Raw genomic sequence first — 21,194 nt, forward strand, 5'->3', positions numbered from 1 at the left:
CGACCGGCCCCCCGCGCCGCCACCGCCCCCCTCAGCCCTCGATGTGGCGGCGGAGCAGCTCGCTCAGCTCCGCCTCGAACTCCCCGTACCGCGCGCGGAGTTCACGCCCCGGCCAGTCCCCGGGCAGCAGCGCGTCGGGGAGGAGGGGGTCGGCGAGGAGGTGGCGGAGGATCGCGGCGGAGACGGTGAAGCGGTCGGCGGGGGTGGCCGCCCGGCCGAGCGCCGCGAGCAGGGCGCGGGCCCGCGCCGACCAGCCGGCCAGGTCCCACAGCCGGCCGGCGAGCGCCACGGGGTCGCCGTCGGGCGTGCCGGTCAGCCAGGTGCACTGCTCGACGGCGACGGCGGGCCGGGGCCGGTCGAGGTTGGCGGGCCGCAGCCAGCTGCCCTCGCGCAGCTCGCCGAGCCGGAGCTCCGCCATGGCCTGGCGCAGCGCGGTGCGGTCCGCGGCGGTACGCGGCCCGGCGCCGGCGACCAGTGCGATCTCCCACTCCCCCGACCAGGCACCGGTACGCGGCGCGCGGCTCTCGTCCTGCCGGGCCTGACGTTCCAGGAGGCGCGCGGTCAGCCCGTACGAGCCGTCGCTCTGCCGCAGGTCACCGGCCGCGACCATACGCGAGAGGGCGACCCGGACGGTGCCCTCGGCGATCCCGAAGAGCTCGCCGACCCTGACCAGCGCACGCGCGGGCAGCCGGGGCGGGTGGTGGCCGAGGAGGGTGCTCAGCACGATGGAGCGCGCGGTGAGCGGCCGCAGGGTGAGGCGTGAATCCATGGCAGTCATCCTGACAGCCACTGTTACACACTTCCATCGCGTGTACGACAACTGTAATGTCGGCCGTATGACGGTCACCCATGAAGTCCTGAATCAGGCGCCGCCGCTCACCGGGTTCAGCGCGGCGGACGACCCGGCCCTGCTGGCGGCGCTGCACCGGGAGGGTGCCGGGTGGGGTGAGCGCGAGGTGCAGGTCCTGGGCGCGCTGGCCGGCTCGGCGGAGGTGCAGGAGCTGGCGAGGATGGCGGAGGAGCAGCCGCCGAAGCTGCACACGCACGACCGGTACGGCCACCGGGTGGACGAGGTGGAGTTCCACCCGGCGTGGCACGAGCTGATGACCGTGGCGGTGGAGCAGGGCCTGCACGCCGCGCCCTGGGCCGAGAACCGCCCCGGCGGCCATCTCGTGCGGGCCGCGAAGTTCTACGTGTGGTCGCAGGCCGAGCCCGGTCACGGCTGCCCCATCTCCATGACGTACGCGGCGGTCCCGGCGCTGCGGGCCTCGCCCGGGCTGGCCGCCGAGTACGAGCCGCTGCTCGCGGCGCGTACGTACGACTTCGGGCTGCGGCCGCCGCTGTCCAAGACCGGGCTGATCGCCGGCATGTCGATGACGGAGAAGCAGGGCGGCTCGGACGTACGGGCCAACACCACCCGGGCCGTGCCGGCCGGGGACGGGACGTACCGCATCACCGGCCACAAGTGGTTCACCTCCGCGCCGATGAGCGACGTCTTCCTGACGCTGGCGCAGACGGACGAGGGGCTGACCTGCTTCCTGCTCCCCCGCGTGCTGCCGGACGGCACCCGCAACCGCTTCCACCTGATGCGGCTGAAGGACAAGCTGGGCAACCGCTCCAACGCCTCCTCCGAGGTCGAGTACGACGAGGCGGTGGCCTGGCCGGTGGGCGAGCCGGGGCGCGGGGTGCGGACCATCGTGGAGATGGTCAACATGACCCGGCTGGACTGCGTGCTCGGCTCGGCCGCCGGGATGCGGGCCGGGCTGCGGCAGGCGCTGCACCACACCGCGCACCGCCGGGCGTTCGGGAAGGAGCTGGCCGACCAGCCGCTGATGCGGTCGGTGCTGGCGGACCTGGCGATCGAGTCGGAGGCGGCGACGACGCTGGGGCTGCGGCTGGCGGCGGCGGTGGACCGGGCGCAGGCGGGCGACGCCGACGAGGGCGCGCTGCGCCGCCTCGCGCTGGCGGCCGGCAAGTACTGGGTGTGCAAGCGCGGCGCGACGCACGCGGCGGAGGCCCTGGAGTGCCTCGGCGGCAACGGCTACGTCGAGGAATCGGGGATGCCCCGGCTGTACCGGGAGGCCCCGCTGCTCTCCATCTGGGAGGGCTCGGGCAACGTCGCGGCGCTGGACGTGCTGCGCGCGCTGGCCAAGGAACCAGCCGGGCTGGAGGCGTACTTCGCCGAGGTGGAGGCCGCGTCCGGCGCCGACCCGCGGCTGGACGCGGCGGTGGCGCGGCTGAAGGCGATGCTGCCGGAGCTGGCCGATCCGGACCGGGCCCAGCTGCTGGCCCGTACGCTCGCGGAGCGACTGACGCTGGTCCTCCAGGGTGCGCTGCTGGTCCGGCACAGCGACCCGGCGGTTGCCGACGCCTTCTGCGCCTCGCGGCTGGGCGGCGAGTGGGGTCACGCCTTCGGCACCCTGCCGGCCGGCGCGGACCTGGGCGCGATCCTGTCGCGGGCCCGCACCAAGTCCCCCGACGAGGCCCGCGGATGAGCGCCGTACGGGTCGTGCGGGCGGGCCCGGTCACCACGGTCGTCCTGTCCCGGCCCGCGGCCCGCAATGCCGTGGACGGTCCGACGGCCCGTCAGCTCGCCGATGCCTTCCGGGAGTTCGAGGCGGACGAGACGGCGTCGGTGGCGGTGCTGTGGGGCGAGGGCGGCACGTTCTGCGCGGGCGCCGACCTCAAGGCGATCGGCACGCCGCGCGGCAATCGCGTGGCGCCGGACGGCGACGGCCCGATGGGCCCGACCCGGATGCGGCTGTCCAAGCCGGTGATCGCGGCGGTGAGCGGGCACGCGGTGGCGGGCGGCCTGGAGCTGGCGCTCTGGTGCGATCTGCGGGTGGCCGAGGAGGACGCGGTCTTCGGGGTGTTCTGCCGGCGCTGGGGCGTGCCGCTGATCGACGGCGGCACGGTCCGGCTGCCGCGGCTGATCGGCGAGAGCCGGGCGATGGACATGGTCCTCACCGGGCGCCCGGTGCCGGCCGCCGAGGCGCTGGAGATGGGGCTGGCCAACCGGGTCGTGCCCAAGGGCCGGGCCAGGGCCGAGGCCGAGGCGCTGGCGGCGGAGATCGCCCGCTTCCCGCAGACGTGCCTGCGCGGCGACCGGGCGTCGGTACGCGAGCAGGCCGGGCTGACAGAGGAGGCGGCGATGGCCGCCGAACTCCGGCACGGCCAGGAGTCCTTGGTCCATGCCGCGGAGGGCGCCGCGCGCTTCGCGTCGGGCGCGGGGCGGCACGGCACCATGGAGGTCTGAGCGCGGACGGCCCGCGTCAGAAGTCGACGCTGGTGCGGTCGTCGACGCGGGCCACGGACTCCTGGGCGAACTTCTTCTCATAGGCGGAGCGGATTTCCTCGATCTTGCGGCCGCTCGGTCCCGCCTGGCCCGTGGGGTAGAACAGGATCAGCTCGTAGGAGCGCTCACGCTCGATGGTCCCGTTCGCGTCCCGGTACTGGCCCTCCCCCTCCTGGACGGTCAGCCCGTCCGGGAACCGGGGCGTGACGAACTCATTCACGAAACGCCGGAACTGCTTGTCGGTGACGGGCGGGCTGCCGTCCGGATGGGCGGTACCGAAGAAGAGGCTGGTCTCGATGTAGGGCCGGCCCACCGCCGGACCGCCGCCCGCCGGCCGGTCCGTCGCGGCGGACGTGGGCGTGAGAGCGGGGGCCGACGCGGTCGCGGCGGCGCCGAGCAGGGCGGTGGACACCGCCAGGGCTGCCAGACGTACACGGGGCTGGAACATCGATGCCAACGGTCTGCCTTTCGCGGGACTTCGTCCGAGTAACGACCGCCGGCGTCCAGGGATGCGGCCGGCTGCCCACTGAAGATGCCCGACCGCGATGACCCGCCACCAGGGCACGCACGTACGGCCGGATACTTCCGGCCAGCCTCACTTGAACGAGTTCAACTCAGGGCGTACGGTCAACCCCGAGCGTTACTTGAACACGTTCAAGAGAAGGGGGCGGGCATGGACGCGTTGGTCCGTATCGTCGTCATGGTGGGGATGCTGGCGGTGCTGCCGATGGGGCTCGCCCTGGTCGGCGAGGCCGGCGCGGCGCGGCTGCGCCGGATCTGGTGGCTGCCCGCTACGCTCGGCGCGGTGAGCCTGTGGCTGCCGCGCGGCCCCGCCGCCACCGCACTCGCCGCCTGTTACGCCGCGGCCACCCTCGTCCTCGCCCTGCTCGCGCCCCGGCGGCTGCTCCGCACCCGCTCGCTCGCCCCGCGCGAGGTCGCCGTGCTCACCGCGCTGGTCACCCCGGCGATCGCGGGCCTCGCGCTGGTCGCCGAGCGGCACGGCACCGAGCTGTTCGGCTTCTCGCTGCGCATCCTGTCGCTGACCGTGCCGCACTTCCACTTCGCCGGGTTCGCCGCGGCTCTCGTGGCGGGCCTGGTCTGCCGGGCGGACGACGGCCCCGCCGCGCGGTACGCGGCGCTCAGCGTCCCGGCCGGCACGCTGCTGGTACTGGCCGGGTACTTCACCGGCGAGTGGGTGGAGTTCGCCGGGGCCGCCGTGCTCACCTGCGGCATGTGGCTGGTCGCCCTGGTCACCTGGCGCGACCTGCGGACCGCGGCGGCCGACCGTACGACCCGCGCACTGCTCGCCGTCTCGGCCGCGGTCCTCGTCGCGACCATGCTGCTGGCGCTGAGCTGGGCACTGGGCGAGGCGAGCGGGCTGCCGCACCCGACCCTGACCTGGATGGCCGCGACCCACGGCGTGGGCAACGCGCTGGGCTTCGCGCTCTGCGCACTGCTCGCCTGGCACCGCCTGCCGGCCTCCGTCCACCGCACCACCGGCTCGAAGGAGCGCGCATGACCGCCGCACTCACCTACCCCGAACACGGCGCCACCCAGCACGGGCCGCTCCCCGCCGGGTACCACCATCTGCACGTCGAGGTGCCGGTCGGGCACGGCCGGGAGGTCTTCGAGCGGGCCGGTGAGGCGGTCATGACCTTCCGGATGCACCGGGCGGCCGGTGTCCGCATCCGGGCGGGCGCGGAGCGCGCCGAGCCGGGCGCGCCGGTGGAGAGCGGGCTCGGCGTCGGCCCGCTGCGGATCACCGCGCCGTGCCGGGTGGTGTGGAGCACGTACGACAGCGACCGCATCGGCTTCGGTTACGGGACGCTGGAGGGGCATCCCGAATGCGGCGAGGAGTCCTTCGTCGCGGAGCTGCGGGCCGACGGTTCCGTCTGGTTCACCGTCACCGCCTTCAGCAGGGCGGCCAGTTGGTACACGCGGCTGGCCGGGCCGCTGGTCCCGGTGTTCCAGCGGGCATACGCGCGGCACTGCGGCCGTACGCTGCGCAAGCTCGTGCGGTAACACGCTGACCTGCGGTCACATGCCGTACTTGCTCATGCGGTAACACCCCCGAACGTCTACGCCGCGTTCATGACATCTTCACCAACTGACCAGTAGGTCATGAGACAACTCCTGGCATGTGTGAGCTGATTCCGCCGCAGGCGGACATGACCGAGGACCAGTGGGTGCGGAGCGGCACGGTCCCCGGCGGGGAGCCGACCACCCCCGCCGCCACGCGCACCGCTCCCGTGCTGAACCTGAACCGGCGCACGCTCCTGGGCGGCGCCGTCGCGGGCGCCGCGCTCGCCGTGCTGCCGTACGGGGCGGCCGCGCCGGCCGCGGCACGGGACCGGGCGGCGGACGGGAAGTACCCCTTCCCCACCGCGCCCAACGGCAACGGGGAATTCGCGGTGCTGGTCACCGGGGACGCCGGGACCGGCGAGGAGGGCCAGTACGCGGTGGCCGCCGCCGCCCGGGACCTGATGGCGAGCGAGCAGATCGGGCTGGCCATCGGGCTGGGCGACAACATCTACGAGAACGGGCCCGAGTCGGCGCACGACGACGAGTTCCAGGACAAGTTCGAGAAGCCGAACACCGGCATCGACGTGCCCTGGCTGATGGTCCTGGGCAACCACGACTGCTCGGGGCTGATACCGGGCAGCGGCGGCGACCCCGCGCGCGGCGACCGGGAGGTGGCCTACGCGACGACCTCGAAGCGGTGGTACATGCCGAGCCGCTACTACAGCGTGGCGCTGCCCGCCGGCTCGGGCGCGGACGGCGGCGGCGCCCCGCTCGTCGAGTTCTTCGCGCTGGACACCAACCCGGTGTCCTCGTACGTCGTGCAGACCGACCCGTACTTCCACTGGGACGGCCCGTACATGCGGGAGCAGCGGGCGTGGCTGGAGGGTGCTCTCAAGAAGTCCCGGGCCCGGTGGAAGATCGTGCTCGGCCATCATCCGTACCTGAACAACGGCAAGCACGGCAGCGCCGGTTCGTACGACGGCTTCACCGTCGGGCACTACACCAGCGGCATCCACCTCAAGGAGCTGTACGAGGAGGTGGTGTGCGGGCGGGCCGACCTGATCCTGTCGGGGCACGATCACACGCTGCAGTTGCTGGAGCCGTCGGCCCGCACCGGCGGCACGCGCCAAGTCGTCTGCGGTGCGGCCTCGAAGACGGGGGACGGCAAGGCGCACTTCGACGTGCCGGCGGAGTGGCAGGACTTCTCCCGCCACGGATTCATGGTGCTGAAGGTGTCCGCCAGGAGCATGACCCTCGACGCGTACACCGTGGACGTGCCCACGCGTACGGCGAAGCTCGCGCACCGTACGCGCAGTGCCGCGCCGGTGGCCGTGGGCTGATCACCGCACCGGGATCACCGCCGTCGGGCAGTGGCCATGCAGCAGTACCGCGTTGGCGACCGAGCCCATCAGGCCGCCGTCGCGCAGCCGGCGGCGGTGCCGGCCGACCACGACCAGGTCGGCGGCGCGGGACGCGGCGACCAGGCGGCCGGCCACATCGCCCTGCACGACGACCGGGTCGACGGTCACCTTCGGGTAGTGCCGCTCGGTGAAGGGGCGCAGCCGCTCCTCCTGGCGGACAGCTGCGTGCGCCTCCAACTCGCCCGTCGTGGGGTTGCCGGGCGGCAGGCTGTCGGGCGCGATGAGCATCGGGTACGGGTTCGGGTACGCGGTGACCACGCGCAGCTCGGCGTCGCGGCGCTCGGCCTCGGCGAAGGCGAAGTCCAGCGTCTCGTCGGAGGTCTCCTCCGGGTGCAGCCCGAGCACGATCCGGTGCTGCGTGCCGGCCCCCGGCTCCGCGCGCCGCTCGTCGGGCACGACCACGACCGGGCAGGCGGCCCGCATGGCGGCGGCCCGGCCCGCCGAGCCGAGCAGCAGGCTGGTGAAGCCGCCGCGGCCGCGCGAGCCGAGCACCAGCAGCCGGGCCTGGGCGCTCAGCCGGATCAGCGTCGAGGTGGACGCGCCGTGCGCGGAGAGGTACCGCGTCTCGGGGGCGTCGGGCCAATCGGCGAGGTGTTCTCTGACGTCCTGCAGCACGGGGTCGGCGGGGTCGGGGACCGGGTGCGGGTGGGCGTCGCCGAGCGCGCGCGGCATGGGGGTGATCGGCCAGACGTGCACCGCGTGCAACGTGGCACCGGCGAGCCGGGCCGCGCCGGCCGCCCAGTCCAGCGCCCGGAGGCTGTTCACCGAACCGTCGACGCCGGCGATGACGGGAAGGGTGCTGTTCACGATCTCCTCGATCCGTGGATGCGGGCACCGCCTCTCCGGTGCCCTGGTGTCCTGGGGCCCGCGCGGGCGGCGGTGCCCGTGCGCGCGGGGTGACGGCGCCGCGTACGGTCCGGGACGCCCCGCCGTCCTCAGTACCCATACTCGCCCAATATGACCGTAAGATCCTGATATGGAGCGGAGCTGGGACGGCGCGGAACGGGAGAGCCCGGACGACACCGGGGACCGGCGCCGGGGCCGCCGCGGCCTCCTCGGGCATCCCGAGCACGAGGAGATCCACCGGCCGCGGATCGACCTGCCCGACCTGCTCGCGCTCAACAGGATGGGCTCCTTCGACTGGAACCTGGACAGCGGCGCCTTCGAGCTGGACGCGGGCGGGCTCGCGGTCTTCGACCTGCACGCGCAGGAGTTCGAGGGGACGCGTCCGGCGCTGCTCCAGCGGGTTCCGCAGGAGGAGGGCTACCGCCTGGACAACGCCGTCGTGCAGGCGATCCAGCAGGGCCGGCGGTCCTGCGGCGCCTACTTCCGCATCCGCTGCCGGGACGGCACGCCGCGCTGGACACACCTCCAGGGCCGCATCCTGCGCAGCGAGGCGGGCCGCCCCTACCGGATGGCCGGGATCGTCCGCGAGGCCACCGCCGAGCTCGCCGACTCGGCGCTGCTCGCCATCCCCGACGAGCAGCGCGAGCGGCAGACCACGCTCGTGCAGTGGACCACCACCGCGCTGTCCCGGGCGCTGTCGGTCAAGGACGTCACCGATGTGCTCACCGACCGCGCCGGCCCCCTGCGGCTGGGCGCCGACGCGCTGGCCCTGGGCCTGGTCGACAACGGCGTCTTCGACGTCATCGCGGCCACGGAGCCGCTGCACGTGCCCGAGCTGCTGCACATGCCGCTGGACCGCACCCTGCCGCTCTCCGAGGCGGCGCTCACCCGCGAGCCGGCCTTCCTCACGTCCCGCGAGGAGCTGCTGCGGCGCTACCCGCGGCTGGAGCCGTACATCGAGGACATCGGCATCCACGGCGCGGCGTTCCTGCCGCTGGTCGCGCAGGACAAGGTGATCGGCGCGCTCGGGCTGGTCGACACCCGGCCGAGGACGCACACGGCGGAGGACCGGAACCTGGCGCTGGCGCTGGCCGGCGTCATCGCGCAGTCCCTCCAGCGGGCCACCCTCTTCGACCAGGAGCGGGAGTTCGCGACCGGGCTGCAGGCATCGATGCTGCCGCGCCGGATCCCGGCCATCACCGGCGGCGACGTCGCGGTGCGGTACCAGGCGGCGCGCACCGGCCGGGACGTGGGCGGCGACTGGTACGACGTGATCCCGCTGCCGCAGGGCCGTACCGGGGTGGTGATCGGCGACGTGCAGGGGCACGACACCCACGCGGCGGCCGTGATGGGCCAGCTGCGGATTGCGCTGCGCGCCTACGCCGGGGAGGGGCATCCGCCGCAGACGGTGCTGGGGCGGGCCTCCCGGTTCCTGGCCGAGCTGGAGACCGAGCGGTTCGCGACCTGCACGTACATCCAGGCGGACATCGCGTCGGGGGTACTGCACGTGGCCCGGGCCGGGCATCTGGAGCCGATGATCTCGGACGCGGGGCGGCACGTGCACTGGCCGACCGTGCACGGCGGGCTGCCGCTGGGGCTCGCCACCGTCTTCGGCGAGGACCACTACCCGGAGACGCAGCTGTTCCTGGAGGCGGGCTCCACGCTGCTGCTGTGCACCGACGGCCTGGTCGAGCAGCCGGGCCAGGACATCCTCGCCGGGTTCAACGCGCTGACCAGCGCCGTACAGGACGGGCCCGGCGAGCTGGACGCGCTGGCCGACCACCTCTCGGAGCTGCTGTGGGAGCAGCCGGGCTCCCCCGACGACATGGCCCTGTTGCTGCTGCGCCGGCTGGCCGAGCCCGGCGGCCCGGCCACGCCGCGGCTGCGGCTGCACGTCCACCAGGCCGACCCGACAGGGCCGGCCGAGGTCCGCAACGAGCTGCGGCGGATGCTGGACCAGTGGCGGGCCGGGGCGGTGGCGGGCGATGTCGAGCTGGTGGCCACCGAGCTGATCACCAACGCGCTGCGGCACACCGACAGCGGGGCACTGGTCTCGCTGGAGCTGCTGGCCGGCCCGCCGGGCCGGGTCCGGCTGGAGGTCGAGGACCGGTCCAGCCACTGGCCGCGGCGGCGCAGCCCCGGCGAGACCGCCACCTCCGGGCGCGGCCTGCTGCTCGTCGAGGCCCTGTCGGACCGGTGGGGCGCGGAGGCCCGGGGCGCGGGCAAGGCGCTGTGGTGCGAATTCGCCGTGCCCGCGCCCGGGAGCGCGTGAGGCGTCGGTCATGGGCGGTCAGCCCTTGGCGCCGTACCAGACCGTGGTGATGTTGCAGAACTCGCGGATGCCGTGGTCGCCCAGCTCCCGGCCGTACCCGGAACGCTTGGTGCCGCCGAACGGCATGCCCGGATGCGAGGCGGTCATCCCGTTGAAGAAGACGCCGCCCGCGCGGAGGTCCCGGACCAGCCGCTCCTGTTCGGCCTCGTCCTCCGTCCAGGCGTTCGAACTGAGGCCGAAGGAGGTGTCGTTGGCGATCTCGATCGCCTCGTCCAGGCCAGCGACCCGGAAGAGGGTGGCGACCGGCCCGAACGCCTCCTCGTAGTAGATCTTCATCTCCTTGGTGACGTCGGCGAGCACGGTCGGCTCGTAGAACCAGCCGCGGTCCAGGCCCTTGGGCCGGCCGCCGCCGCACAGCACGGTGGCGCCGTGCAGCGTGGCGTCGTCGACCAGCTCCTCCAGGTCGGAGCGGCCCTGCTCGCTGGAGAGCGGACCCACCTGGGTCTCCTCCGCCATCGGGTCGCCGACCTTGAGCGCGGCCATCTTCTCGGCGAAGCGGGAGGCGAACTCGTCGTAGACATCGGTGTGGACGATGAAGCGCTTGGCGGCGATGCAGGACTGGCCGTTGTTCTGCACGCGCGCGGTGACGGCGGTGGCCACCGCCTTCTCCAGGTCGGCCGAGGGCAGCACCAAGTACGGGTCGCTGCCGCCCAGTTCGAGCACCGTCTTCTTGATCTCGTCACCGGCGATGGACGCGACCGAGCGGCCCGCGGGCTCACTGCCGGTCAGCGTCGCGGCGGCCACCCGGGGGTCGCGCAGGATCATCTCGACCGAACCGGAGCCGATCAGCAGCGTCTGGAAGGCGCCGTCGGGGAAGCCCGCGCGGCGGAAGAGGTCTTCCAGGTACAGCGCCGTCTGCGGGACGTTCGAGGAGTGCTTGAGCAGGCCGACGTTGCCCGCCATCAGCGCGGGCGCGGCGAAGCGGATCACCTGCCACAGCGGGAAGTTCCACGGCATGACGGCGAGGACCGGGCCCAGCGGGCGGTAGCGCACGTAGGCGCGGGCCGCGCCGGAGTCCTTGATGTCGGCGGCCCGGGGGTGCTCGTCGGCGAGCAGCGACTCGGCGTGGTCGGCGTACCAGCGCATCGTCTTCACGCATTTGGCGGCCTCCGCACGGGCCTGGGCCAGCGGCTTGCCCATCTCGGTGGTCATCGTGCGGGCGATGTCATCGGCGTCGGCCTCCAGCAGGTCCGCCGCCTTGCGCAGCAGGTTGGCGCGCCGGCCGAAGCCGGTGGTGCGGTACTCCTGCCAGGTCTGCTCCGCCCGGACCAGCCGGTCCTCGATCTCGCCTTCGTTGAGCGCGTCGAACGTCTTGAGGGTCTCGCCGGTGGCCGGATTCACCGTGGCGATGGCCATGGGAAGCACCTTCCCTTCTGGTGGTGCGGACGTACTTCTGGTGGTGCGGACGTCAGCCCAGCGGGCTGGGCTGCGGTGACGGTTCCGGTACCGGGTCCGGGTTCGGCCCTGGCGGGCGCGGGACCGGGGACGGCTCGGGGGTGGGCGGTACGGGGTCGGGCGGGCCCGGCACGGGGTCCGGGACCGGTCCCGGGCCGGGGTTGGGCGGTGTCGGGCCGCCGGGGTCGTGAGCGCGCGTGGGGTGCGGCTGCCGTTCCACGGAAGACCTCCTGGATCTCACGGTGTGGTGCGTGCCGCGGGCGGTCCGCCCGCGGCGGTGGTTCTTCCCTCTGGCCCCCGTACCCGAGTCTGGCCCGGCTATCGCTCCGGCGCGCGGCGGAATCCGAGGGGCGCGGGCGGAGCAGTTCCCCCCTACAGTGCCGTCATGAAGCGTTCGTTCCTGGCAATGGCGGCCGGTGCGGCCGCGCTCGCGCTGGCCGGCACGGCCGGCTCCGGCCCGGCAGCGGCGGAGCCCGGGCACCCGGCGACGGACCGGACGGGTGCGCCGCTGCCCGCCCGGATGGCGGACACCGGCGGCGGCCGGCAGCTGATCACGGCCGAGGCGCCGCGGCCCTCGTCCACCCACGGGCGGCTGATCTGGTGGGAGAAGCGGCACGGCGAGTGGCGGCAGGCGGGCTCGGCGCCCGCCCGTTTCGGCGCGAAGGGCCTGGCCGAGGGCAGCACCCGCAAGCAGAGCACGAACACCACGCCCACCGGCCTGTACGACCTGCCGTTCGGCTTCGGGATCGGCGCGGCCCCGGCCGGTACGGAGGTCTCCTACCGCCGGGTGCACGGCGACTCCTGGTGGTGCGAGGACAACGCCTCGGCCGCGTACAACCGCTGGGCCGAGCCGCTGCCCGCCGACTGCGCGGCGAAGGAGTCGGAGCGGCTGGCGGACTACCCGGCGCAGTACGACCGGGCGCTGGTCATCGGCTTCAACTACGACAAGCCGGTGCGCGGCCGGGGCGCCGGGATCTTCCTGCACGTCAACGGCAAGGGCGCGACGGCGGGCTGCGTCTCGGTACCGGCGGGCGCGATGGCCCGCATCCTGGCCTGGGCGGACCCGGACGAGAGGCCGCACATCGCGATCGGGACGCGGTCGGGGGACACGGCGATCACCCGGTACTGAGCGGTACTGAGCGAGCCCGGCCGCGCGTCAGGGCTGCGGGTTCCGCGCGTCGTACCGGGCGAAGGCGGGGCGGCTCAGGCCGAGCAGGGCCACCACGGCGACGCACGCCAGGCCGCCGCCGACCACGGCGACGGCCGGGGTGGCGAGGTCGGCGGCCGAGCCGGCGAGGAAGTCGCCGAGCCGCGGCCCGCCCGCGACCACGACGATGAAGACGCCCTGGAGCCGGCCGCGCATCCGGTCCGGGGTGGCGGCCTGCAGCATCGTGGAGCGGAAGACCATCGAGACGGTGTCGGCGCAGCCCGCGATCGCGAGGAAGACCAGGCCGAGCCAGAGGTTGCGGGTGAGGCCGAAGACGGCGACGGCCGCGCCCCAGGCGGCGACCGCGAGCAGGATCGCGAGGCCGTGCCGGCGGATCGCGCCCAGCCAGCCGGAGAACAGGCCGCCCAGTACGGCGCCGACGGCGGGCGCGGCGACCAGCAGCCCGACGGTCTTGGCGTCGCCGCCGAACCACAGCGCGGCGACGGCCGGGAAGAGCGCGCGCGGCTGGGCCAGCACCATCGCGGCCATGTCGGAGAGGAAGGTCATCCGCAGGTTGGGGCGGGTGGCGAGGAAGCGCAGGCCGTCCAGGACCGAGGCGCGCTTGGGCTTGGCGCCGTCCGCGCCCGGCTCGTGCTCGGGGCGCATCGAGGGCAGCCGCCACATCGCGTACAGGGAGGCGGAGAAGGCGACGACGTCGATGAGGTACGCGGCCTGGTAGCCCCACAGGCCGACGATGACGCCGCCCAGCATCGGGCCGCCCATCAGGCCGAGGTTGCTGGTGAGGGAGTTCAGGGCGTTGGCCGCGGGCAGTTGCTCGGTGGGCAGCAGACGCGGGATCATCGACGAGCGGGCCGGGGAGTTCATCGCGAAGCAGACGGCCTGCAGCGCGACGACGACGTACAGCAGCCAGACCTGGCGGACGCCCAGCAGTGCGGCGGTGGCCAGGACGACGGACATCGCGGTGGCGCCGAGGGCGCTGGCCAGGCCCAGGGTGCGGCGGTCGACGGTGTCGGCGATGGCGCCGCCGTACAGACCGAAGACGACCAGCGGGACGAGCGAGCACAGGCCGACCAGCCCGACCGAGAACGTCGAGTGGGTGATGTCGTAGACCTGGAGCGAGACCGCGAGCGCGGTCATCTGCTGGCCCACCCAGGAGACCGTGTTGCCGGTCCACAGGCGGCGGTAGTGGACGGAGGTACGCAGCGGGGTCAGGTCGGCGAATATGCGGGAACGCACGCCGGTGGGAGCGGTCTCAGTGGGCACGCGGCAGTAAAGCACGGCGCACGCGGCCTGTATGTGGCGGGGGCCACCTTCAGCCCTTACCCGCTGCAGAGGGCAGCTACTGGTGCGGCCGGGGTGTGCCGCTGCGGCGGAGCAGCAGGAGCGCCATGTCGTCCTCGCCGTCGCCGTTGAGGGACAGCCGGCACAGCCGGTCGGCGAGCTGCTGGACGTCCTGCGGCCCGCCGCGGATCTCGCGGGCCAGTCGGTCCATCCCCTCGTCCAGGTCGGCGCCGGGCCGCTCGACCAGGCCGTCGGTGCACAGCACCAGCGTTTCGCCGGGCGCGACGCGCACCGTGGTGACCGGGTAGTCCAGGTGGCCGAACTGGGCGGAGAGGCCGAGCGGCAGGCCGCCGGCCACGCGCAGCCGGCGGCAGATGCCCTCGGCGTGCCGCAGCAGCGGGTCGAGGTGCCCGGCGCGGACGATCTGCAGGGCGCCGGTGGTCAGGTCGATGTCGGCGTAGACGCAGGTGGCGAAGCGCTCGGTGTCCAGTTCGCACAGGAAGGCCGAGGCGCGGGCCATGACCGTGGCGGGCGCGTGGCCCTCGGCGGCGTACGCGCGCAGCACGATGCGCAGCTGTCCCATGACGGTGGCGGCCTGGATGTCGTGGCCCTGGACGTCGCCGATGACGACGGCGAGCCGTCCTCCGGGCAGCGGGATCACGTCGTACCAGTCGCCGCCGATGTCCCGGCCCAGTCGCGCCGCGCGGTAGCGCACCGCGACCTGGGCGCCCCGGACGGCGGGGATGCGGCGCGGCAGCATGGCCTGCTGGAGGGCTTCGGCGAGGTCGTGCTCCTGGTCGAAGAGCATGGCCCGGGCGAGGCTCTGCGCGATGCTGCTGCCGAGCGCCACGAGGATGCTGCGCTCCTGGGTGCTGAAGTCGCTCTCCTCGCGGTAGAAGAGGCCGAGTACGCCGATCGGGCGGGCCTGCGCGATCAGCGGGAGGTAGGCCGCCGAGCCGATGTCCAGCGGCTGGATGTGCGGCCACAGGCGCGGGTAGCAGGCGGCGAACTCCGCGCGGGACCGGACGAAGCGCGGCGTGAGCGTGCGCACGACCTCACTCATCGGGAACTCGTCCGCCACCCGGGTGAACCGGTGCTCCGGTACGAAGCTGCCGGACTGCCCCTCGGAGACGAGCCGGATGTGGCCGGCCTCCACCAGTCCGACGATGACGTTCTCCGCGCCGAGCCGGCTCAGCCCCTGGCTGTCGCCCAGGACGGCGATGACGTCGCCGACGGTCCTGGCGTGCGCGAGCGCCGCCGTGGTGCGCTCCACGACGGAGCTGTGCCGGCGGCGGCGCTGCGACCCGGCCTTCGCCGGGCTCGCGGTACGGGAGAGTGCCAGCTCCTGGCGGGCGTCGCGGACGATGCCGATGATGCGGTACGGCCGCCCGGTGCTGTCCCGGTGGATGGCGCCGTGGGTGTGGGTCCAGCGCAGCGTGCCGTCGCGGCAGCGGACGCGGAAGTACGCGCCGTACGAAGCGCTGCCCTCCTTGATGGCCTGGGCGACCAGGGAGTCCAGGCGGGCGGACTCGGCGGGCGGCACGCGGCAGGCGAGCGTCTCGGGGCGGCCGTCGTACTCGCCGGGGCGCAGGTCGAAGACCCGTAGCGCCGCGGCGTCCATGTGCATGCGTCCGCGCTTCAGGTCCCAGTCGAAGCCCCCCATTCCGTTGAGCGCCAGGATCAGGTCCGGCGGGGCGGGCCACTGCTCCGGCGCCGACACGGCAGGGGGTTGCGCACCCCGTTCGGCCATGTTCGTCACTTTGCCACATTTCCGGCCTTACGGGGTTATCTGCGCCCCGGGTGCGCAGAGCCCGTCATCGCCCTGACTTTCTCATCAGTCAGTCCTCATCACGTGGCGTTTTCCCGCTGAATGTCGGCGTTTGGAGGGGGTCTGGATCTCTTCTTTCCGGCCCGGGGCGTTGCGCTGATCTCATCACGCTGCTACGGTCCCGAGCCATGCACGAAGACCCCGGCACCCGGCTCGCCGACGAGAGCGGCGACCTCACGGACCGCGTCAAGCAGGTGATCGACGGCATCGGCTGCAGCCGCCGTGAGTTCGCCCGGCGCATCGTGATGGACCCGTCCAAGCTGTCCCGTTCCCTCAGCGGGACCCGGCGCTTCACCGTCGCCGAGATCGTCCGCATCGCCGAGATCGGCGGCGTGGACCCGGGCCGGCTGCTGGGCTCCACGCCCGGGACGCCCGCGCCGCCGGGCGACGACGCCCCCACCGCGCTCCCCGAGGGCGGCCGGCCGCTGCAGATCGTCCGCGAGACGGTCCGGCTGATCGCCGAGCACGGCTTCCACTCCGTACGCGTCGCCGACATCGCCGCGGCCTGCGGGACGAGCACGGCCGCGATCCACTACCACTTCCCCGGCCGGGACGACCTCCTGGAGGCCGCCGTCCGCTGGTGCATGGACGAGGACACCGAGCGCCGCGCGCAGGGCCTGGCCGGCGCGCTCGACGCCCGCGAGGAGCTGCTGCACCTCATCGCCCTGCAGACGCCGCGCACGGAGCAGCAGCGCCGGCAGTGGCTGGTCTGGCTGGACATGTGGGCGCAGGCGGCCCGCTCCACCGAGGTCGGGCGGCTGCACGACCACTACTACCGGCAGTGGCGGACCACCGTCGCCGACGTGCTGCGGCGCGGTGTCGAGCAGGGCGTCTTCCGCCCCGTCGACGTGGAGTTCACTGCGCTCCGGCTGACCGCGCTGATCGACGGCCTGGCCACCCAGGTACTGGCCACGGCCCCCGGCAGTACGACCCCCGACGCCATGCACGCCGCGCTGATCGCCTTCGTGGAGAGCGAACTGACCGCCCCCTGAGGCACTCCCCCGGACGAGACCGTCCGCCCCCCGATCGTGTGCGGGCAGGCGTGGCCGACGCCTGCCCGCACACCCCTTTTCCGCACCCTCCGCCGTCACCTGACGGCATGTCACCCCACCACCCGCAGAAGGGACTCCCGTCATGAACGACGAGGTCATCATCACCTGTGCGCTGACCGGCGCGGGCGACACCGTACGCCGCTCCCCGCACGTCCCCGTGACGCCGGAGCAGATCGCGAAGTCCGCCGTGGAGGCGGCGAACGCGGGCGCCGCCGTGGTGCACATCCACGTCCGCGACCCCGAGACCGGCGACCCGTCGCGCGACCCGAAGCTGTACGCGGAGGTCGTCGAGCGCATCAAGGAGACCGGCACCGACGTCGTCATCAACCTCACCGCCGGCATGGGCGGCGACCTGGTGCTCGACCCCGACCAGCCGCTGGAGAAGGGCGCCCAGCCCGGCACCGACCTGGTCGGCGGGCTGGACCGGCTGCCGCACGTCGAGGACCTGCTCCCCGACATCTGCACCCTGGACTGCGGCTCGCTGAACTTCGGCGACAACCTCTACATCTCCACCCCCGAGATGCTCCGCAAGGGCGCCAAGCGCATCCAGGAGCTGGGCGTCCGCCCCGAGCTGGAGATCTTCGACACCGGCCAGCTGTGGTTCGCCAAGCAGCTGCTCGCCGAGGGCCTGCTCGACGACCCGACCATCTTCCAGCTGTGCATGGACATCCCGTGGGGCGCCCCGGCCGACCCGGGCGTGCTGCAGGCGATGGTCAACATGCTGCCGGCGAACGCCCAGTGGGCGAGCTTCGCGCTCGGCCGCATGCAGATGCCGTGGGTCGCCCAGTCCATCCTGCTCGGCGGCAACGTCCGCGTCGGCCTGGAGGACAACCTGTACCTCTCCAAGGGCGTGAAGGCCACGAACGGGCAGCTCGTCGAGCGCGCCGTGACCATCACCGAGTCCCTCGGCGCCAAGGTAGCCACCCCCGACCAGGCCCGAGCCCGCCTGAACCTGAAGCCCCGCGCCTGACCGTCTCGACCACAGGAGCCGTCCCATGAGCACCACCCCCTCCCCCATAGCCCCGGAAGACGTCCGCCGCGTCGCCTGCATCGGCGCCGGCGTCATAGGCGGCGGCTGGGTCGCCCACTTCCTCGCCCGTGGTTACGACGTGACCGCCTGGGACCCGGCCGACGACGCCGAGGAGAAGCTGCGCCGCCTCGTCGACGCCGCCTGGCCGGCCCTCGAGCAGATGGGTCTCGCCGACGGCGCCTCCAAGGACCGCCTCACCGTCGCGCCCACCCTCGCCGAGGCCGTCGCCGACGCCGACTTCGTGCAGGAGAGCGCCCCGGAGAAGCTGGAGCTGAAGCGCTCGCTGCTGGCCGAGCTGACCGCCGCCACCCGCCCCGGCGTGATCGTGGCCTCCTCGACCTCCGGCTACCCGATGTCCGACATGCACAGCGACGCCGCCGACAACGGCCGCCTCGTCGTCGGCCACCCCTTCAACCCGCCGTACCTGATCCCGCTCGTCGAGGTCGTCGGCGGCGAGAAGACCGACCGCGCGGCCGTCGAGTGGGCCTCCCGCTTCTACGACCTCGCGGGCAAGTCCGTCATCACCATGGACCGCGAGCTGCCCGGCTTCATCGCCAACCGCCTGCAGGAGGCCCTGTGGCGCGAGGCGCTGCACATGGTCGCCAACGGCGAGGCGACCGTGCAGGACATCGACGACTCCATCACCGAGGGCCCGGGCCTGCGCTGGGCGTTCATGGGCCCGATGCTCACCTTCGCGCTGGCCGGCGGCGAGGGCGGCATGGCGCACATGCTCGACCACTTCGGCCCCTCCCTGAAGTCCCCGTGGACCCGGCTGGAGGCCCCGGAGCTGGACCGCGCGCTGCGGGACGCGGTGGTCGAGGGCTGCGACGTGGCCGCGGACGGCCGGACGTACGCGGACCTGGTGGCCGAGCGCGACCAGGGCGTCATCGACGTGCTGCGGGCGACCGGCCGCCTCGGCAAGGGCGCCAAGTGACGACGGCGGCCCTCCCGCTCTTCCGGCAGCCGGTCAAGGACGAGTGGATCGACTACAACGGCCATCTGAGCGAGGCGTACTACGTGCTCGTCTTCGGGTTCGCCACCGATGCGCTGATGGCGGAGACGGGCCTGGGCCCGGAGTACCGCGAGGCGAGCGGCTGCTCGCTGTACACGGTCGAGGCCCATGTCCGGTACCTGAACGAGGTCGCCCGGGACGCCGAACTCGTCGTCCGTACGACGGTGCTGGGCGCGGACGCGAAGAAGGTCCGCTTCCTGCACGAGATGTTCGTGGGTGACACGGAGGGCGACCCGGTCGCCACCGAGGAGCTGTTCGCGCTCCACGTCGATCAGACGACGGGCCGCTCGGCGCCGCTCCCGGAGGCGGTGCGCGACCGGCTCACCGCACTGACCGGCCCGGCCCCGGAGTGGGCGGGCCGCGGCATCCGGGAGGTCTGAGACGGTGCGGGCCGGGGTCCTCCCGGCCCGCACCGCCCGTGGGTGACATCCTGGGAGGGACCGTGTGCCTCACCCGGGAGGACCCATGACCACAGGCCACCGCATCACCGTCGAGCGGAGCACCGACCACGTCCGCGTGGCGCACGGCGGGCAGGTGCTCGCCGACAGCACCCGGCCGCTGGTGCTCCGCGAGACCGGATACCCGGCCCGGTACTACCTGCCGCCGGAGGACGTCCGTACCGACCTGCTCGTCCCCTCCGGCACCCAGACCCACTGCCCCTTCAAGGGGACGGCTTCCTACTGGTCGCTGCCGGGCGGGCCCGAGGACGCCGTGTGGGCGTATCCGGAGCCCAAGGAGGACGTGGCGGAGATCAAGGACCACCTCTGCTTCTACGAGACCGAGGTCGTCGACGGCTGATGAGCGCACAGGACCACGACGAGGGCGGCGACCCGGCCTGCTGGCTGGACCGGGTCTGTGACGAGTGCGGCCGCATCCTGGAGGACACATCGGCCGCGTGTCCGCACTGCGCGGCGGAGAGCGCACCGCCGGCTTCCGCCGCAGCGCCTCCGGTCCCCGCTGCCGCGCCCCGGCGCGTCCAGGAAACGCCTCGACGCGTACAGGAAACGCCTCGGCGACGCGACCGGGACGCCGAGGGCCGGGCGCGCAACGCCCGGCCGCGGGACGGTCTCGGCCGCCCGCTGCCGTACGGCGCCGAGGGCGTCGAGCGGCAGCCCGAGGGCGTGGTCCGCACGCCGCTGGAGTCGCTGACGGAGGCGCAGCGGCTGCTGGACGAGGGGAAGCCGTTCCACGCGCACGAGGTGCTGGAGGACGCCTGGAAGTCGGGGCCGGAGCAGGAGCGCGAGCTGTGGCGCGGCCTCGCCCAGCTGGCCGTCGGCCTCACGCACGCCGCGCGCGGCAACGTCACCGGCGCCACCTCGCTGCTGACCCGCGGTGCCGCCGCCATCGAGCCGTACGCGCACGCGGCGCCGCACGGCATCGACGTCACCGGGCTCACCCGCTGGGCCGGTGAGCTGGCCGACGCGCTGCGCGGCCCGGTCGAAGCGGCCGCGCACGCGCCTCGGCTGCGGGTCAGCCCGCGTTGAATCCCCAGTTCAGGAGCGTGGCGGCCTCCTTGTAGACCGCGTTCTTCTTCTTGCTGGGGGCGAGCACGGTGGCCACGAGGGTGCGGCCGTCCCGTTTCGCGGCGGCGATCAGCGTGTTGCCGGCCTTGCTCGTGTAGCCGTTCTTCACGCCGATGACACCGGGATAGCGCGGCACGCCCTTCGTGCCGGACAGCATCCGGTTGGTGTTGACGATGTCGTACGGGCCGCGGGAGCCGCCGGGGAAGGCGGCCCGTACGGTGGCGCAGTACTTGGCGAAGTCGGCGTTCTCCAGGCCCTTGCGGGCGAAGAGGGCGAGGTCGCTCGCCGAGGAGACCTGGCCGGGCGCGTCGTACCCGTCCGGCGTCTTCACCACCGTGTCCGTCGCGCCCAGCGTGCGCGCCTTGAGCTGCATTTCCTGTGCGGTGGCCTGCCAGCCGCCGTTCATGTTGGCGAGGACGTGCACGGCGTCGTTGCCCGAGCGCAGGAAGACGCCGCGCCACAGGTCGGCGACCTTGTACTGCTGTCCCTTTTTGATGCCGACGAGGCTGCTGCCCTCGCCCACGCCCTTGAGGTCCTCCGCGGTGACCGTGCGGACCATGGTGGCGGGGAACTTGGGCAGGACGGTGAGCGCGAAGAGGGTCTTCAGGGTGGACGCCGGGGCCAGTTGGCGGTGCGGCTCCTTCGCGGCGAGCACGCGGCCGGTCTCGGCGTCGGTGAGGGTCCACGCCTTGGCGGTGAGCCCGGCGGGCGGCGCCGCGGCGTGCCGGGCTCCGGGCGCGGCCGCCGTATCGGTCGTGGAGCGTTCCGGTGCGGCCCTGCCCCGGTCCGTCGACGTGGCGTGCGCGGGGGCGAGCAGAGCGGCGAGGGCGCCCGCCACGGCTATGGCCGTCAGGGCGCCAATTGTCCTGGTCGAAGCAGTGTCGGTTCCCATGCAACCACGCTAGGGACACGGAGCGACACGCGCAGTACATGCTGCGCCAGACGGCTCATGGGCCACACGAAGACCCGCCCGGTGCGACGGGGGATGC

19 protein-coding genes and 1 pseudogene are annotated in these 21,194 nt (G+C 73.6%); 13 read left to right on the forward strand and 7 right to left on the reverse strand.

The genetic code is table 11. From position 1 onward, the window contains the following. Window positions 1-31: 31 nt before the first annotated feature. Window positions 32-769, reverse strand: coding sequence for a PaaX family transcriptional regulator C-terminal domain-containing protein (locus tag ACIGXO_RS03765; RefSeq protein ID WP_399779638.1), 738 nt, complete (start codon window positions 767-769; stop codon window positions 32-34). 67 nt (window positions 770-836) lie between these two features. Between ACIGXO_RS03765 and ACIGXO_RS03770 the strand changes: the two genes are divergently transcribed. Beyond that, the gene (locus ACIGXO_RS03770) at window positions 837-2,495 is read left to right on the forward strand and encodes an acyl-CoA dehydrogenase family protein (protein ID WP_399779639.1); all 1,659 of its coding nucleotides are present in this window, start codon (window positions 837-839) and stop codon (window positions 2,493-2,495) included. Further along, complete coding sequence (locus tag ACIGXO_RS03775; RefSeq protein WP_399779641.1) at window positions 2,492-3,256, forward strand: crotonase/enoyl-CoA hydratase family protein; 765 nt, start codon at window positions 2,492-2,494, stop codon at window positions 3,254-3,256. The genes ACIGXO_RS03770 and ACIGXO_RS03775 overlap by 4 nt, the downstream gene beginning before the upstream one ends. Before the next feature lie 16 nt (window positions 3,257-3,272). Here ACIGXO_RS03775 and ACIGXO_RS03780 read toward each other — a convergent pair whose 3' ends face one another. Beyond that, entirely contained in the window at window positions 3,273-3,743 is a 471-nt protein-coding gene (locus ACIGXO_RS03780; protein ID WP_399779643.1) for a DUF3574 domain-containing protein, read from the reverse strand. A 225-nt stretch (window positions 3,744-3,968) separates the two neighbouring features. Here ACIGXO_RS03780 and ACIGXO_RS03785 point away from each other — a divergent pair, with 225 nt between their 5' ends. The 3 genes from ACIGXO_RS03785 to ACIGXO_RS03795 all read left to right on the forward strand — a co-directional run bounded on the left by ACIGXO_RS03785 (window position 3,969) and on the right by ACIGXO_RS03795 (window position 6,657). Beyond that, window positions 3,969-4,814 (forward strand): YndJ family protein, encoded by an 846-nt coding sequence (locus tag ACIGXO_RS03785; RefSeq protein WP_399779645.1) that lies wholly within the window; start codon window positions 3,969-3,971, stop codon window positions 4,812-4,814. Continuing rightward, window positions 4,811-5,317 (forward strand): DUF1990 family protein, encoded by a 507-nt coding sequence (locus ACIGXO_RS03790; protein ID WP_399779647.1) that lies wholly within the window; start codon window positions 4,811-4,813, stop codon window positions 5,315-5,317. Before ACIGXO_RS03785 ends, ACIGXO_RS03790 begins: the two co-directional genes overlap by 4 nt. Window positions 5,318-5,433: 116 nt before the next feature. Then, a complete protein-coding gene (locus tag ACIGXO_RS03795) occupies window positions 5,434-6,657 on the forward strand; it encodes a metallophosphoesterase (protein ID WP_399779648.1) in 1,224 nt (407 codons plus the stop codon). Here ACIGXO_RS03795 and ACIGXO_RS03800 read toward each other — a convergent pair whose 3' ends face one another. Further along, window positions 6,658-7,545: a universal stress protein gene (locus ACIGXO_RS03800; RefSeq protein ID WP_399779650.1), complete on the reverse strand. Its 888-nt coding sequence runs from the start codon at window positions 7,543-7,545 to the stop codon at window positions 6,658-6,660. It abuts the gene before it with no gap. A gap of 169 nt (window positions 7,546-7,714) precedes the next feature. Here ACIGXO_RS03800 and ACIGXO_RS03805 point away from each other — a divergent pair, with 169 nt between their 5' ends. Next, window positions 7,715-9,856: a SpoIIE family protein phosphatase gene (locus ACIGXO_RS03805; RefSeq protein ID WP_399779652.1), complete on the forward strand. Its 2,142-nt coding sequence runs from the start codon at window positions 7,715-7,717 to the stop codon at window positions 9,854-9,856. An 18-nt stretch (window positions 9,857-9,874) separates the two neighbouring features. Here the strand turns inward: ACIGXO_RS03805 and ACIGXO_RS03810 are convergent, their stop codons facing one another. Next, window positions 9,875-11,272, reverse strand: coding sequence for an NADP-dependent succinic semialdehyde dehydrogenase (locus ACIGXO_RS03810; RefSeq protein ID WP_399779654.1), 1,398 nt, complete (start codon window positions 11,270-11,272; stop codon window positions 9,875-9,877). Between the two features lie 424 nt (window positions 11,273-11,696). Between ACIGXO_RS03810 and ACIGXO_RS03815 the strand changes: the two genes are divergently transcribed. After that, window positions 11,697-12,440 (forward strand): L,D-transpeptidase, encoded by a 744-nt coding sequence (locus ACIGXO_RS03815; RefSeq protein WP_399779656.1) that lies wholly within the window; start codon window positions 11,697-11,699, stop codon window positions 12,438-12,440. A gap of 27 nt (window positions 12,441-12,467) precedes the next feature. Here ACIGXO_RS03815 and ACIGXO_RS03820 read toward each other — a convergent pair whose 3' ends face one another. Further along, entirely contained in the window at window positions 12,468-13,742 is a 1,275-nt protein-coding gene (locus ACIGXO_RS03820; protein ID WP_399779657.1) for an MFS transporter, read from the reverse strand. 91 nt (window positions 13,743-13,833) lie between these two features. Beyond that, window positions 13,834-15,510: pseudogene (locus ACIGXO_RS03825) on the reverse strand (SpoIIE family protein phosphatase); the annotation flags it as partial. Window positions 15,511-15,716: 206 nt separating this feature from the next. Here ACIGXO_RS03825 and ACIGXO_RS03830 point away from each other — a divergent pair. The 6 genes from ACIGXO_RS03830 (at window position 15,717) to ACIGXO_RS03855 (ending at window position 20,166) form a co-directional block, all read left to right on the forward strand. After that, window positions 15,717-16,580 carry a TetR family transcriptional regulator C-terminal domain-containing protein gene (locus ACIGXO_RS03830; RefSeq protein WP_399779659.1) on the forward strand — a complete coding sequence of 288 codons (864 nt, stop codon included), beginning with the start codon at window positions 15,717-15,719 and terminating at the stop codon, window positions 16,578-16,580. Between the two features lie 142 nt (window positions 16,581-16,722). Next, entirely contained in the window at window positions 16,723-17,610 is an 888-nt protein-coding gene (locus tag ACIGXO_RS03835) for a 3-keto-5-aminohexanoate cleavage protein (protein WP_399779662.1), read from the forward strand. Between the two features lie 25 nt (window positions 17,611-17,635). Next, the gene (locus tag ACIGXO_RS03840; protein ID WP_399779663.1) at window positions 17,636-18,604 is read left to right on the forward strand and encodes a 3-hydroxyacyl-CoA dehydrogenase NAD-binding domain-containing protein; all 969 of its coding nucleotides are present in this window, start codon (window positions 17,636-17,638) and stop codon (window positions 18,602-18,604) included. Continuing rightward, a complete protein-coding gene (locus ACIGXO_RS03845; RefSeq protein WP_399779665.1) occupies window positions 18,601-19,062 on the forward strand; it encodes a thioesterase family protein in 462 nt (153 codons plus the stop codon). Before ACIGXO_RS03840 ends, ACIGXO_RS03845 begins: the two co-directional genes overlap by 4 nt. Before the next feature lie 85 nt (window positions 19,063-19,147). Beyond that, complete coding sequence (locus ACIGXO_RS03850; RefSeq protein ID WP_399779667.1) at window positions 19,148-19,480, forward strand: DUF427 domain-containing protein; 333 nt, start codon at window positions 19,148-19,150, stop codon at window positions 19,478-19,480. Then, window positions 19,480-20,166 carry a DUF309 domain-containing protein gene (locus ACIGXO_RS03855; protein ID WP_399779669.1) on the forward strand — a complete coding sequence of 229 codons (687 nt, stop codon included), beginning with the start codon at window positions 19,480-19,482 and terminating at the stop codon, window positions 20,164-20,166. The genes ACIGXO_RS03850 and ACIGXO_RS03855 overlap by 1 nt, the downstream gene beginning before the upstream one ends. Here the strand turns inward: ACIGXO_RS03855 and ACIGXO_RS03860 are convergent. Beyond that, window positions 20,153-21,097: a D-alanyl-D-alanine carboxypeptidase family protein gene (locus ACIGXO_RS03860; RefSeq protein ID WP_399779670.1), complete on the reverse strand. Its 945-nt coding sequence runs from the start codon at window positions 21,095-21,097 to the stop codon at window positions 20,153-20,155. The genes ACIGXO_RS03855 and ACIGXO_RS03860 overlap by 14 nt on opposite strands. Between the last annotated feature and the right edge of the window lie 97 nt (window positions 21,098-21,194).

Source organism: Streptomyces sp. NPDC053542 (assembly GCF_044544685.1).
In the GTDB taxonomy this organism is placed as follows: Bacteria; Actinomycetota; Actinomycetes; order Streptomycetales; family Streptomycetaceae; genus Streptomyces.

Excerpts from the sequence above, each read along its gene's own strand:
- ACIGXO_RS03765 (WP_399779638.1), bottom strand. The coding sequence starts at position 769 with ATGGATTCACGCCTCACCCTGCGGCCGCTCACCGCGCGCTCCATCGTG.
- ACIGXO_RS03770 (WP_399779639.1), top strand. The coding sequence starts at position 837 with ATGACGGTCACCCATGAAGTCCTGAATCAGGCGCCGCCGCTCACCGGG.
- ACIGXO_RS03775 (WP_399779641.1), top strand. The coding sequence starts at position 2,492 with ATGAGCGCCGTACGGGTCGTGCGGGCGGGCCCGGTCACCACGGTCGTC.
- ACIGXO_RS03780 (WP_399779643.1), bottom strand. The coding sequence starts at position 3,743 with ATGTTCCAGCCCCGTGTACGTCTGGCAGCCCTGGCGGTGTCCACCGCC.
- ACIGXO_RS03785 (WP_399779645.1), top strand. The coding sequence starts at position 3,969 with ATGGACGCGTTGGTCCGTATCGTCGTCATGGTGGGGATGCTGGCGGTG.
- ACIGXO_RS03790 (WP_399779647.1), top strand. The coding sequence starts at position 4,811 with ATGACCGCCGCACTCACCTACCCCGAACACGGCGCCACCCAGCACGGG.
- ACIGXO_RS03795 (WP_399779648.1), top strand. The coding sequence starts at position 5,434 with ATGTGTGAGCTGATTCCGCCGCAGGCGGACATGACCGAGGACCAGTGG.
- ACIGXO_RS03805 (WP_399779652.1), top strand. The coding sequence starts at position 7,715 with ATGGAGCGGAGCTGGGACGGCGCGGAACGGGAGAGCCCGGACGACACC.
- ACIGXO_RS03810 (WP_399779654.1), bottom strand. The coding sequence starts at position 11,272 with ATGGCCATCGCCACGGTGAATCCGGCCACCGGCGAGACCCTCAAGACG.
- ACIGXO_RS03815 (WP_399779656.1), top strand. The coding sequence starts at position 11,697 with ATGAAGCGTTCGTTCCTGGCAATGGCGGCCGGTGCGGCCGCGCTCGCG.
- ACIGXO_RS03830 (WP_399779659.1), top strand. The coding sequence starts at position 15,717 with ATGCACGAAGACCCCGGCACCCGGCTCGCCGACGAGAGCGGCGACCTC.
- ACIGXO_RS03835 (WP_399779662.1), top strand. The coding sequence starts at position 16,723 with ATGAACGACGAGGTCATCATCACCTGTGCGCTGACCGGCGCGGGCGAC.
- ACIGXO_RS03840 (WP_399779663.1), top strand. The coding sequence starts at position 17,636 with ATGAGCACCACCCCCTCCCCCATAGCCCCGGAAGACGTCCGCCGCGTC.
- ACIGXO_RS03850 (WP_399779667.1), top strand. The coding sequence starts at position 19,148 with ATGACCACAGGCCACCGCATCACCGTCGAGCGGAGCACCGACCACGTC.
- ACIGXO_RS03855 (WP_399779669.1), top strand. The coding sequence starts at position 19,480 with ATGAGCGCACAGGACCACGACGAGGGCGGCGACCCGGCCTGCTGGCTG.
- ACIGXO_RS03860 (WP_399779670.1), bottom strand. The coding sequence starts at position 21,097 with ATGGGAACCGACACTGCTTCGACCAGGACAATTGGCGCCCTGACGGCC.